General features: G+C 57.7%; 11 protein-coding genes. 7 read left to right on the top strand and 4 right to left on the bottom strand.

Going from position 1 to position 12,929, the window contains the following annotated elements; all coding sequences use genetic code 11:
• Positions 1–19: 19 nt before the first annotated feature.
• The 3 genes from glnD (at position 20) to IEX01_RS13830 (ending at position 4,064) form a co-directional block, all read left to right on the top strand.
• Positions 20–2,695 (top strand): bifunctional uridylyltransferase/uridylyl-removing protein GlnD, encoded by a 2,676-nt coding sequence (gene glnD, locus IEX01_RS13840; RefSeq protein WP_024559243.1) that lies wholly within the window; start codon positions 20–22, stop codon positions 2,693–2,695.
• A gap of 45 nt (positions 2,696–2,740) precedes the next feature.
• The gene (dapD, locus tag IEX01_RS13835) at positions 2,741–3,565 is read left to right on the top strand and encodes a 2,3,4,5-tetrahydropyridine-2,6-dicarboxylate N-succinyltransferase (RefSeq protein ID WP_024560452.1); all 825 of its coding nucleotides are present in this window, start codon (positions 2,741–2,743) and stop codon (positions 3,563–3,565) included.
• Positions 3,566–3,674: 109 nt separating this feature from the next.
• Positions 3,675–4,064: a DUF3461 family protein gene (locus IEX01_RS13830; protein WP_024559245.1), complete on the top strand. Its 390-nt coding sequence runs from the start codon at positions 3,675–3,677 to the stop codon at positions 4,062–4,064.
• Between the two features lie 146 nt (positions 4,065–4,210).
• On the opposite strand, the gene degP is transcribed toward IEX01_RS13830, so the two are convergent.
• Both degP and dgt read right to left on the bottom strand, forming a co-directional pair.
• Positions 4,211–5,641, bottom strand: coding sequence for a serine endoprotease DegP (degP, locus tag IEX01_RS13825; RefSeq protein ID WP_028019956.1), 1,431 nt, complete (start codon positions 5,639–5,641; stop codon positions 4,211–4,213).
• A gap of 139 nt (positions 5,642–5,780) precedes the next feature.
• Positions 5,781–7,295, bottom strand: coding sequence for a dGTPase (gene dgt / locus IEX01_RS13820; RefSeq protein WP_024558133.1), 1,515 nt, complete (start codon positions 7,293–7,295; stop codon positions 5,781–5,783).
• Positions 7,296–7,389: 94 nt separating this feature from the next.
• On the opposite strand from dgt, the gene mtnN reads away from it, so the two are divergent.
• From mtnN to IEX01_RS13805, 3 genes are read left to right on the top strand one after another with little or no spacing between them, the layout of a single operon-like run.
• Complete coding sequence (mtnN, locus tag IEX01_RS13815) at positions 7,390–8,088, top strand: 5'-methylthioadenosine/S-adenosylhomocysteine nucleosidase (RefSeq protein ID WP_024558134.1); 699 nt, start codon at positions 7,390–7,392, stop codon at positions 8,086–8,088.
• On the top strand, positions 8,081–8,884 hold the full coding sequence (btuF, locus tag IEX01_RS13810; RefSeq protein ID WP_188724046.1) for a vitamin B12 ABC transporter substrate-binding protein BtuF: 804 nt from the start codon (positions 8,081–8,083) through the stop codon (positions 8,882–8,884). The genes mtnN and btuF overlap by 8 nt, the downstream gene beginning before the upstream one ends.
• A gap of 17 nt (positions 8,885–8,901) precedes the next feature.
• Entirely contained in the window at positions 8,902–9,522 is a 621-nt protein-coding gene (locus tag IEX01_RS13805; protein WP_024558136.1) for a TRIC cation channel family protein, read from the top strand.
• Between the two features lie 57 nt (positions 9,523–9,579).
• On the opposite strand, the gene erpA is transcribed toward IEX01_RS13805, so the two are convergent.
• Positions 9,580–9,924, bottom strand: coding sequence for an iron-sulfur cluster insertion protein ErpA (gene erpA / locus IEX01_RS13800; protein WP_024558137.1), 345 nt, complete (start codon positions 9,922–9,924; stop codon positions 9,580–9,582).
• An 81-nt stretch (positions 9,925–10,005) separates the two neighbouring features.
• A complete protein-coding gene (gene clcA, locus IEX01_RS13795) occupies positions 10,006–11,412 on the bottom strand; it encodes a H(+)/Cl(-) exchange transporter ClcA (RefSeq protein ID WP_188724045.1) in 1,407 nt (468 codons plus the stop codon).
• Positions 11,413–11,588: 176 nt separating this feature from the next.
• Between clcA and hemL the strand changes: the two genes are divergently transcribed.
• Positions 11,589–12,869 (top strand): glutamate-1-semialdehyde 2,1-aminomutase, encoded by a 1,281-nt coding sequence (gene hemL, locus IEX01_RS13790; RefSeq protein WP_188724044.1) that lies wholly within the window; start codon positions 11,589–11,591, stop codon positions 12,867–12,869.
• Positions 12,870–12,929 lie beyond the last annotated feature (60 nt).

Raw genomic sequence — 12,929 nt, 5'->3', positions numbered from 1 at the left:
TTTTTATGGGCGGCGCATGATGAGTAATAGTTTACCTGAGCAGTATGCGAACACGGCTCTCGCTTCTTTACCGGGCCTGCCAGCCCAACCCGCCACCTGGCCGCAAGACGCGCTACACTGCGCGGCGATAAAACAGCATCTGGATGATTTTCAACGCTGGCTTGGCGTCGCCTTCGACAGCGGCGTCAGCGCCGAAGATCTTGTCGAAGCGCGTACGGAATTTATCGACCAGCTTCTGCAGCGCCTCTGGCTGCACTACGGTTTTGGCGATACAGAGGAAACGGCGCTGGTGGCGGTCGGCGGTTATGGGCGCGGCGAACTGCACCCGCTTTCAGACATCGACCTGCTGATCTTAAGCCGTAAACGCCTGCCCGATGCGCAGGCGCAAAAAGTCGGCGAGCTGTTAACCCTGCTCTGGGACGTAAAGCTTGAAGTGGGCCATAGCGTGCGCACGCTTGAAGAGTGCCTGCTTGAGGGGCTGTCCGATTTAACCGTCGCCACCAACTTGATTGAGTCCCGCCTGCTGATTGGCGACGTCGCGCTGTTTCTTGAACTGCAAAAACACATTTTTAGCGACGGCTTCTGGCCTTCTGAAAAGTTTTTCCCGGCGAAAGTGGAAGAGCAAAATGAACGCCACCAGCGCTATCACGGCACCAGCTATAACCTTGAGCCCGATATCAAAAGCAGCCCCGGCGGCCTGCGCGATATCCATACTCTCCAGTGGGTCGCGCGTCGCCACTTCGGCGCCACGTCATTGCGTGAAATGGTAGGGTTCGGTTTTCTGACGGAAGCGGAGCGCAATGAGCTCGACGAATGTCAGCATCTGCTCTGGCGCATCCGCTTCGCCCTGCACCTGGAGCTGAACCGCTACGACAACCGTCTGCTGTTCGATCGCCAGCTGAGCGTCGCCCAGCGCCTGAACTACCAGGGCGAAGGCAACGAGCCGGTCGAGCAGATGATGAAAGATTTCTATCGTGTCACTCGCCGGGTGGGCGAACTTAATCAGATGCTGTTGCAGCTCTTCGATGAAGCGATACTTGCGCTCTCCACCGATGAAAAACCCCGCCCGCTGGATGATGATTTCCAGCTTCGCGGCACGCTTATCGATCTGCGCGACGAAACGCTTTTTATCCGCGAGCCGCAGGCGATACTGCGGATGTTTTACGCCATGGTGCGCAACCGGGACATTACCGGCATTTACTCCACCACGTTGCGTCATCTGCGCCACGCTCGTCGCCATCTTAAACAGCCGCTGTGCTATATCCCCGAAGCGCGTTCGCTGTTCTTGACCATGCTGCGCCATCCGGGCGCGGTCAGCCGCGGACTGGTGCCGATGCACCGCCACAGCGTGCTGTGGGCCTATATGCCGCAATGGTCGCACATTGTCGGCCAGATGCAGTTCGACCTCTTTCACGCTTACACCGTCGATGAGCACACTATCCGGGTGCTGCAAAAGCTTGAGAGTTTTTCTCTTGAAGAGACGCGGTCGAAGCATCCGCTGTGCGTTGATTTATGGCCGCGCCTGTCGCATCCGGAACTCATTCTGATCGCCGCGCTGTTCCACGATATCGCCAAAGGGCGCGGCGGCGACCACTCCGTTCTCGGCGCGCAGGATGTATTGAAATTCGCCGAACTGCATGGCCTCAACTCCCGTGAAACACAGCTGGTAGCCTGGCTGGTGCGCCAGCATCTATTAATGTCAGTTACCGCCCAGCGGCGCGATATTCAGGACCCGGAAGTGATCAAGCAGTTCGCCGAAGAGGTGCAGACGGAAAATCGCCTGCGTTTCCTGGTGTGCCTGACGGTCGCTGATATCTGCGCCACCAACGAAACGCTGTGGAACAGCTGGAAACAGAGCCTGTTGCGCGAGCTTTACTTCGCCACCGAAAAACAGCTGCGCCGGGGTATGCAGAATACGCCGGATATGCGCGAGCGGGTGCGCCACCATCAAGTGCAGGCGCTGGCGCTGCTGCGTATGGAAAATATCAACGAAGAGGCGCTGCACCATATCTGGGCGCGCTGCCGGGCGAACTATTTTGTACGCCACAGCCCAAACCAGCTCGCCTGGCACGCACGCCATTTGCTGAAGCACGACCTCAGCCAGCCGCTGATTTTATTAAGCCCGCAGGCGACGCGCGGCGGCACGGAGATTTTTATCTGGAGCCCGGACCGTCCTTATCTTTTCGCCGCCGTGTGCGCCGAACTGGATCGCCGCAACTTAAGCGTTCATGACGCGCAAATCTTCACCACCCGCGACGGCATGGCGATGGACACCTTTATCGTGCTGGAGCCGGACGGCAGCCCACTTTCCGCCGACCGCCATGAAGCTATCCGTCATGGGCTTGAGCAGGCCATTACCCAGCGAACCTGGCAGCCGCCGCAGCCGCGTCGTCAGCCAGCCAAATTGCGCCACTTTACGGTGGAAACCGAAGTGAATTTCCTGCCGACGCACACAGAGCGACGCTCATTCCTTGAGCTTATCGCGCTCGACCAGCCAGGGCTTCTGGCGCGTGTCGGCCAGGTGTTCGCCGACCTCGGCATTTCGCTGCATGGCGCAAGAATCACCACCATTGGGGAGCGAGTAGAAGATTTATTTATAATCGCGACAGCCGACCGGCGCGCCCTTAATAATGTGCTGCAACAAGAGGTGCAACAACGGTTGACAGCAGCCCTCAATCCAAACGATAAAGGGTAAACCCTTTTTTACATCGTTAAGTGAACCATCAGGAAAGAGCAAATAATGCATCAGCTACAAAATGTTATTGAAACCGCCTTTGAACGTCGCGCAGAGATCACCCCGGCTAACGTGGATACCGTTACCCGCGAAGCGGTGAACCAGGTTATCGCCCTGCTGGACAGCGGCGAACTGCGCGTGGCAGAGAAAATCGACGGCCAGTGGGTCACCCACCAGTGGTTGAAGAAAGCGGTTCTGCTCTCCTTCCGCATTAACGACAACCAGGTTATCGAAGGCGCGGAAAGCCGTTACTTCGATAAAGTGCCGATGAAGTTCGCCAATTACGACGAAGCGCGTTTCCAGAAAGAAGGTTTTCGCGTAGTTCCGCCGGCCGCCGTTCGCCAGGGCGCGTTTATCGCCCGCAACACCGTGCTGATGCCTTCTTATGTGAACATTGGCGCGTTCGTTGATGAAGGCACCATGGTAGATACCTGGGCGACCGTAGGCTCCTGTGCGCAGATTGGTAAAAACGTGCATCTCTCCGGCGGCGTGGGCATCGGCGGCGTGCTGGAGCCGCTGCAGGCGAACCCGACCATTATCGAAGATAACTGCTTCATCGGCGCGCGTTCTGAAATTGTGGAAGGCGTTATCGTCGAAGAAGGCGCGGTTATTTCGATGGGCGTGTACATCGGCCAGAGCACCAAAATCTATGACCGTGAAACGGGCGAAGTCCACTACGGCCGCGTGCCGGCAGGCTCTGTTGTCGTGTCCGGCAACCTGCCGTCGAAAGATGGTTCTTACAGCCTCTACTGCGCCGTTATCGTGAAAAAAGTGGATGCGAAAACCCGCAGTAAGGTTGGCATCAACGAATTGCTGCGCACTATCGACTAACAGCAGTAAAAAAGGCGGGCCTGGCCCGCCTTTTTGCTCTCTGATGGTGGCGTAAAAGGATATTTTCGTGAATTATCTATAGGTTAATGATTCCCCAGGGGGCCCGCTTATGTACGATAATCTGAAGAGTCTTGGCATAACCAATCCTGATGAAATCGACCGTTACAGTCTTCGCCAGGAAGCGAACAACGATATTCTGAAAATCTACTTTCAGAAGGATAAAGGCGAGTTTTTCGCCAAGAGCGTGAAGTTTAAATATCCTCGCCAGCGCAAAACGGTTGTCGCCGACGGCGTTGGACAAGGGTTCAAAGAAGTGCAGGAGATAAGCCCGAACCTGCGCTACGTGATTGATGAACTCGATCAGATCTGCCAGCGCGATCGCAGCGAAGTGGATCTTAAGCGTAAAATTCTGGATGACCTGCGCCATCTGGAAAGCGTGGTCGCCAACAAGATCAGCGAAATCGAATCCGATCTCGAAAAGCTTACCCGCAACAAATAACGCCTTCAGGGCTGGCTTGCCAGCCCCTTTTGTTTTACCGCGTCCCTGTTATCCCAACGTGTGCCTACTCTTGCTCATCACCCCTACGATAAAAGCGGCGTAATAAAAAAGGCCGCACGGGGCGGCCTTTTTTAGCGCAATGCCTTTTACTGCATCAACAGATAGATAGAGCTGTCGCCGCGCTGAATATTCAGCGCCAGCACTGACGGCTTGCTCTCGAGAATTTTACGCAGCTCGGCAATGTTATTCACTGGCTGCTGGTTTGCCCCGACGATGATGTCGCCTTTCTTAAGCCCGATGCGCGCCGCCTGGGAGTTCGCCTTCACGTTGTTGACGATAACGCCCTGGTCTTTGCCCGTACGGTTGCTCATCTCCGCGCCTTCAATGCCGTTGAAGACGGTGGAAGACTCAACCTGAGTCTGGCTGCTCTGCTGCAGCTCCAGATTAACGTTAACTTCCTTGCCTTCGCGCAGCAGGCCAAGCGTCAGCTTGCTGCCGACAGGCATCGAACCCACCTGGGCGCGCAGCGCCGCAAAGCTGTTGATAGGCTTGCCGTTCAGGGAGGTAATCACATCGCCCGCCTTCACACCCGCTTTCGCGGCGGAGGAGTTCGGCATCACTTGACTTACAAACGCGCCGCGCTGGGCGTCAACTTTCATCGCTTTCGCCAGCTCAGAGTTCAGCTCGGTGCCAAGGATGCCCAGCTCGCCACGGCGCACCTGGCCATACTGCACCATCTGCGCAGTCAGGTTTTTCACCATGTTGCTCGGAATGGCGAAGCCGATGCCGATGTTGCCGCCGTCCGGCGCCAGAATAGCGGTGTTGATGCCGATAAGCTCGCCGTTCAGGTTCACCAACGCGCCGCCGGAGTTGCCGCGGTTAATGGCGGCGTCGGTCTGGATAAAGTTTTCGTAGTTTTCCGCATTCAGGCCGCTGCGGCCCAGCGCTGAAACGATACCGGAAGTCACGGTTTCGCCAAGACCAAACGGGTTGCCGATAGCGACGGTGTAATCGCCCACGCGCAGCTGATCGGAGTCGGCGATTTGAATTGCCGTCAGGTTTTTCGGATCCTGAATCTGGATCAGCGCGATATCCGATCGCGGATCTTTACCTACCATTTTGGCATCGAGCTTACGCCCGTCGCTCAACTGCACTTTAATTGAGGTTGCGTTATCCACCACGTGGTTGTTAGTTACCACATAGCCTTTCGCGGCATCAATAATGACCCCGGAACCCAGCGCCATAAATTTCTGCTGCTGGCCACCGTCGCCGCCTTCACCGCCGCCCTGACAGAAAGGCGAGCTCTGGAAAGGCGAACCTTCCTGGCAGAACGGCGAGTTATCGCCAAAGAATTGCTGGAAATTACGCGGCAGACGCGGCGTGTTCACCGTCGTGCTCCCTTCAACGTTAATGCTCACCACTGATGGCATCACTTTCTCCAGCATCGGCGCCAGGCTCGGCATCTGTTGCGAGGTGGCGGAAGAAGATGCAGTCTCAGCGGCGAAAGCGGACACCGGCCCCAGCGCCAAACCCAGACTCAGAGCCAGCGCACTCATTGCTAACGTGGTTTTTTTCATCTTTTCAATCTCAGCTAAAAGTTACGTCAATTACCTGCTGTGTACGTGACAGTAAGAGTGACTTTATAGCGCGAAGTTCCAGCGTTAAGTTTCTGAATAAGTAAAAATTTATTGAGCGTCTTTACAAAACTCGCACTATTTATTCCACCGCCATCAGGCGCCGATATTCATCCCATGCATATAAATCGGTCATGCCGCTGATATAATCCTGAATCAAACGGCAGCGATAATAATATTCCCATAAGGGATAATCCGCCGCCTCAGGATGCAGATTATTCACCGCTTCAATATAAGCCAGCCGGTGACGACCAGAAAGCTTGTGAAATAAGCGCGTCTCAATCGGTAAACGTCGCACGCCTTCGGTTTCCACCAGCTCGCGGAAATCCGTCAACGGCAGTTTTAACAGCGGCTGGTAAATATCCAGCAGGCCGCTTATCACCCGGTAACCTTGTAATTCTAGCTGTTCAACGTCGGGGTGATTAAATACGCGACGCACCGCCACGCGCTTATAGAGCTCAAGCAGGCGGCTCGACGGGCTCTCATCCTCAAGCAACGCCTGGTTAAACGAGCCGTCAAAAACAGCGGGCAGGTTTTCAATAAACCGCTGCGCGGCATAGGGCACCAGCTTATTTAGCGTATTGACGCGCAAATACATAAAGAACTGGTCTTCGGCAATGCGCCGAAGCGGATTGGTCTTCGCTTTTTCATAAGCGTTTTCCACTACCTGTGCGAAAAGATCTTCAGGCTCGTGCTCGCCCCAGGATTCATAAAGATGCTGATAAAGCTGCTCGACGGTAAATATGCGTTTCTCTACCGCATCTTCAAGATCGGCCACGCAATAAGAGATGTCATCCGCCGCTTCCATAATCCAGGTCAGCGGGAAACGGCTATATTCGCCAAGCGAAAGCTCTTTACGTAGGCGGGAAATATAGCCCTCTTCCGCCAGGTAAAAACCGGGCTTTTTCATCAAATAGCTGTGGCTTTTCGGCACCGGGCCGGCATGCCACGCCGGGCGCGTATATTTTAAAATGCAGCCCACCTGCGCCCAGGTCAGGTTCATGCGCAGCAAAGTATGGACAAGGCGAATGCCCTGCGCGTTTCCTTCGAAATGGCACAAATCCTGACGTATTTTGCGACGCAGCGCGTTGAGTTCTTCTTCGCCTTCCTGCAGCTTTAGCACGGCGACAGCGCAACGGTCATGGCTCAGCGGCTGGCTGGCGGCGTCGACAGGAAAAAGACGCTGGCTGAACCAGTCGTTGATCGCCGCTTCGCCAAAATGGCCGAACGGCGGGTTGCCGATGTCATGCATCAGGCAGGCCATCTCGACAATGCTTTCAAACGGCCCGGTTAGCTCCGCCAGCCCGTATTGTTCAAGCTTGCCCTGCTCTTTCAGTCGGCTTAATACCTCTTTGGCGATATAACGCCCGACCTGTTGCACTTCCAGCGAATGGGTCAGTCGCGTACGTACTGCGGCGTTGCGCTCCAGCGGAAAGACCTGCGTTTTTTGCTGCAGGCGGCGAATGGCTGGCGAATTGATTACGCGCCCCCGGTCGCTTTCAAAAATGCGCAGGATCTCATGTTCACTTTTCGCTCCCTGCGGCGAGCGATACCGGCGACGCCAGTTTATTTTGTTGCGAAAATCGATCTCAGCCATAGGCTCTCCCGGTTCGCGCGCTTACGCGAATTAAATCCTTGTTGTCTGCCATGATAGACTATCCCCGTTAATCCATCATTTAGCGAGTATCTCTATGAAAGCAGGCATTATTGGTGCAATGGAAGAAGAAGTTACGCTGCTGCGCGACAAAATTGAAAATCGTCAGACGCTGAAACTGGCGGGCTGCGAGATCTATACCGGCACGCTTAACGGCGTCGAGGTGGCTCTGCTGAAGTCGGGCATCGGTAAAGTCTCCGCCGCGATGGGCGCGACGCTGCTTCTTGAACACTGCAAGCCTGATCTCATCATTAACACCGGCTCGGCGGGCGGCCTTGCGCCTACGCTCAAAGTAGGCGATATCGTGGTTTCCGACGAAGTTCGCTATCACGACGCTGACGTAACCGCCTTCGGCTACGAATATGGCCAGATGGCGGGTTGCCCGGCCGCCTTCAAAGCGGATGAAACGCTTATCGCCGCCGCTGAAGCCTGCATCGGCGAGCTCAACCTGCATGCGGTGCGCGGCCTGGTGGTGAGCGGCGACGCCTTTATCAACGGCGCCGACGCGCTTACCCGCATCCGCACCCGTTTTCCGCAGGCGATCGCTGTGGAAATGGAAGCGACGGCTATTGGTCACGTCTGCCATAACTTCGGCGTGCCGTTCGTGGTGGTGCGCGCCATTTCCGACGTAGCAGACCAGCAGTCGCACCTGAGCTTCGAGGAGTTCCTCGCTGTCGCGGCAAAGCAGTCCAGCCTGATGGTAGAAACGCTGCTCGCCGCCGTAAACCGTGGCTAAGCGGCCGCTTAACAGGGCGCTCGCCGCCCTGCTTCTTCTCTTCCCGGCGTGGCTGATAGCCGCGCCGCGCGTCATTTCGCTCTCCCCTGCCAATACCGAACTCGCTTTCGCTGCCGGCATTACGCCCGTTGCCGCCAGCGCTTATTCTGACTATCCCGAAGCGGCGAAAAAGCTGGAGCAGGTGGCGAACTGGCAGGGCATGAACCTTGAGCGCATCGTGGCGCTTAAGCCCGATCTGGTGCTCGCCTGGCGCGGCGGCAACGCCGAACGCCAGGTCAATCAACTTAAATCGCTTGGCATTCAGGTGATGTGGCTTGATCCGGCAAGCGTGGAGCAGGTCGCCGCGGCGCTTCGCCAGCTCGCGGCCTTCAGCCCTGCCCCTGAAAAGGCGCAAGCGGCGGCAGCCTCGCTGCTTGAGGAATTTACGGCCCTGAAAAACCACTACGCCGGAAAAGCGAAAAAGCGGGTCTTTTTGCAATTTGGCGGCCAGCCGCTTTTCACGACCAATAAAAGCTCCATTCAGAACCAGCTTGTCGAGGTCTGCGGCGGTGAGAATATCTTCGCCGACAGCCCCGCGCCCTGGCCGCAGGTAAGCCGCGAGCAGGTGTTGATGCGCAAGCCGGAAGCCATCATTACTGCGGGCGATGAAAAGGAAATTCCACAGATAACGCGGTTCTGGCATGAGCAGCTAAAAGTTCCGGTTATTACCGTAAAAGACGACTGGTTTGAGCGCGCCGGGCCGCGTATTATCCTCGCCGCGAAACAGCTCTGCCAGGCGCTGGCAGCTACGAAATAACGAGTCGAGGAAAGGAAATGCTGGTTTATTGGCTGGATATCATAGGCACAGCCGTGTTTGCCATCTCTGGCGTTTTGCTGGCCGGAAAGCTGCGGATGGATCCGTTCGGCGTTCTGGTACTGGGTGTGGTGACGGCGGTGGGCGGCGGCACGATCCGCGATATGGCGCTCGATCACGGCCCGGTGTTCTGGGTCAAAGATCCCACCGATCTGGTGGTGGCGATGGTGACCTGCCTGCTGACCATTGCGCTGGTGCGCCAGCCGCGGCGCTTGCCGAAGTGGATCCTGCCGGTGCTGGACGCCGTAGGCCTGGCGGTGTTTGTCGGCATCGGCGTGAACAAGGCGTTTCTGGCAGGCACCGGCCCGCTGGTAGCCATCTGCATGGGCGTGGTGACGGGCGTGGGCGGCGGTATTATTCGCGATGTGCTGGCTCGCGAAATTCCTATGATCCTGCGAACTGAAATCTACGCCACCGCTTGCATTGCGGGCGGCATCGTTCACGCCACCGCGTTTTACACCTTCAGCGTGCCGCTTGAGCAGGCCAGTATGACAGGCATGGCGGTGACGCTTGCCATCCGGCTCGCCGCTATTCGCTGGCACCTGAAGCTGCCCACCTTCGCGCTCGACGACCACGCATAAACAAAAAAGCCGTGTTTCACAACACGGCTTTTCTTTTATCCGGCTTACCCGGCGGGATTAGATGCTGAAGGAGGAGCCACAGCCGCAGGTGCTGGTGGCGTTCGGGTTGCTCACCACGAAACGAGAACCTTCCAGCCCTTCGGTGTAATCCACCGAGCCGCCCACCAGATACTGCAGGCTCATTGGGTCAACCACCAGCGCGACGCCCTGTTTTTCGATGGTCATGTCGCCGTCGTTGATCTGGTCATCAAAGGTAAAACCATACTGGAAGCCGCTGCAACCGCCACCGGTGATGTAGACGCGCAGTTTAAGGTTCGGATTCTCTTCATCCGCGATCAGGCTTTTTACTTTATTGGCTGCTGCATCGGTAAATTGCAGAGGCAGCGCTACGTCATCACTCATTTTATGCTCCCAACGAAGACCGCAATCGGGCAAAGAATAACCCGATCTTTAAGGCCATTATCTATTACCCTGGTAAATCGTTCAAGTATTCTGCCCGGCCTGCGCCTGCTGTTCCGCCTGCTGTTTTGCCAGCGTACGGGCAAGAATAGAGGAATAGAGCGGCTTGCCGCCAAGAAACTGCGCCAGCAGCGTAGCGCCAAGGCAGGTAATGATCATTGGCAGAATGAGCTGGTAATTATCGGTCATCTCCAGCACCAGCACGATACCGGTCAACGGCGCCCGCACGGAGGCGGCGAACAGCGCACCCATGCCGGCGATGGCGAACGTCCCCGCCTCCAGATAATACGCCGGGAACCAGGCCGCGCAGGCCATGCCGAACGCGGTGCCAAGCAGCGTGCCGAGCGCCAGCATCGGGGCGAAAATCCCGCCTGGCGCGCCGGAAGAGAAGCAGAGCAGCGTGGTTATCACCCGGGCGACAAAGATAAACAGCAGCATGCCCACGCTGAAGTTACCCGCCGCGGCGATGGGGATAAGGTTAAAGCCGCCGCCCGCCGCCGCAGGCTCAATCAGCGCCAGCACGCCGCACAAGCCGCCAAGCGCGCCGCCCACCAGCACCCACTTCGTTATATTGCCGCCGTGAATACGTTGAAACATATCCTGGGCGCGAAAAATGAGATGGTTGAAAAGCGGGCCTACCGCGCCAAAAATAATGCCGAGCATCAGGTAGAGCCAGAGCGTATTGACCGGCGCGTTAGTCAGCCTGCCGACTTCAATCACTGCGCCTTCGCCATTAAAGAGGCGAAAAACGATGCTCGACATAATGACGCCGGTAAAGACCGCCTTGATGGAGATAAGGTTGTAGCGAAACTGCGGGCGCATCTCCTCAATGATAAACAGAATGCCTGCCAGCGGCGCGTTGAAAGCGGCCGAAAGCCCCGCCGCCGCGCCGGTGGCAAGCAGCGTATGGCGCGCCTCCGCGCCGCGCTGGCGAAACATGTCCAGCACCATGCGGCCGATATTGCCGCCAATCTGCACTGTCGGCCCCTCGCGGCCCAGCACCATGCCCGCGCCGAGCGTCCCCATACCGCCGATAAACTTCACGGGCAACACCCGCCACCAGCGCACCGGGCGCAGCTCTTCAAGCGCCCCTTCAATTTCAGGAATGCCGGAGCCGCCCGCCTCCGGCGCGAAGCGGCGCACCAGCCAATACCCCACCATCGCCAGCAGCGCGGAGGCGATAAACGCCAGCGGCCAGACCAGCCAGGCGCGGTCGGCGACCTGCGCCAGCATACCGATGCGGTTTTGCTGCACCCAGCCGACGGCCCGTTCAAACGCCACACCCGCCAGCCCCGCAAGCGTACCCACTACGGCCGCCATCAGCAAAATGGCCAGCGGCGTTTTATCGCGGCGGATCAGGTGGCGAATCATCATCATGCGGCGTAAGCGGAGCCGCTGTTGTGCCCTGAAAGGGGAAGCGTGTGGTTTCATGCTGTCATCATTTGTAGGTAAAACAGAATGGAGCGCTATTTTACCTGCCGCCCGCCGCCGCGTCGCATGAAAAATCCCCTGCTATTCGGGCGCTTCAATCGGGCAAAACTTTCATAACCTTTATCGGATGCCTTAGAATAGCCCGTTACCCTTTTTCCCGAATCAGGAGCCGATTCATGAGTAAGTCTGAAAACCTCTACGCCACCGCCCGCGAACTTATCCCCGGCGGCGTTAACTCGCCGGTGCGCGCCTTTACCGGCGTGGGCGGCGTCCCGCTGTTTATCGAGCGTGCGGACGGGGCTTATCTGTATGACGCCGACGGTAAAGCCTATATCGATTACGTGGGCTCCTGGGGGCCGATGGTGTTGGGCCATAACCACCCCGCCATCCGCAACGCGGTCATTGAGGCAGCGCAGCGCGGCCTGAGCTTTGGCGCGCCGACGGAGATGGAAGTGAAAATGGCGCAGCTCGTCACCGAACTGGTGCCGACAATGGACATGGTGCGCATGGTGAACTCCGGCACCGAGGCGACGATGAGCGCCATTCGCCTGGCGCGCGGCTATACCCACCGCGACAAAATTATCAAATTTGAAGGCTGCTACCACGGCCACGCCGACCACCTGCTGGTAAAAGCCGGTTCCGGCGCGCTCACGCTCGGTCAGCCTAATTCGCCGGGCGTGCCGGCGGATTTCGCGAAGCACACCCTGACCTGCACCTATAACGATCTCGCCTCTGTGCGCGAGGCATTCGAACTGTATCCGCAGGATATCGCCTGCATCATCGTCGAGCCGGTCGCGGGCAACATGAACTGCATCCCGCCGCAGCCCGATTTCCTGCCAGGCCTGCGCGCGCTGTGCGATGAATTTGGCGCACTGCTGATTATCGATGAAGTGATGACCGGTTTCCGCGTGGCGCTGGCGGGCGCTCAGGCCTACTACAACGTTGAGCCGGATCTCACCTGCCTTGGCAAAATCATCGGCGGCGGCATGCCGGTGGGGGCGTTTGGCGGCCGCCGTGAAATCATGGAAGCGCTGGCGCCGACCGGGCCGGTTTACCAGGCGGGCACCCTCTCCGGCAACCCGATTGCCATGGCGGCGGGCTACGCCTGTCTGAGCGAAGTGGCGCAGCCTGGCGTGCATGAAACGCTGGACGACCTCACCACACGCCTGGCCGAAGGGCTGCGCGAAGCGGCGAAAGAGGCGGGCATTCCGCTGGTGGTTAACCACGTCGGCGGCATGTTCGGCCTCTTCTTCACCGCGGCCGGGAGCGTAACCTGCTATAAAGATGTGGTCGCCTGCGACGTGGAGCGCTTCAAGCGCTTCTTCCATCTGATGCTGGAGGAAGGCGTCTACTTCGCGCCCTCCGCGTTTGAAGCGGGCTTTATGTCCGTCGCCCACAGCGAAGAAGATATCAACAACACGGTCGACGCCGCCCGCCGCGTGTTTGCAAAGCTGTAATTCGTCTGGCGATAAAAAAAGGCGGGGACTTCCCCGCCTTTTTTATTGGCCTTCACGCCC

This window comes from Franconibacter daqui, from assembly GCF_014644275.1.
Taxonomy (GTDB): domain Bacteria; phylum Pseudomonadota; class Gammaproteobacteria; order Enterobacterales; family Enterobacteriaceae; genus Franconibacter; species Franconibacter pulveris.
This window is presented reverse-complemented; position numbering and strand designations above follow the sequence as displayed.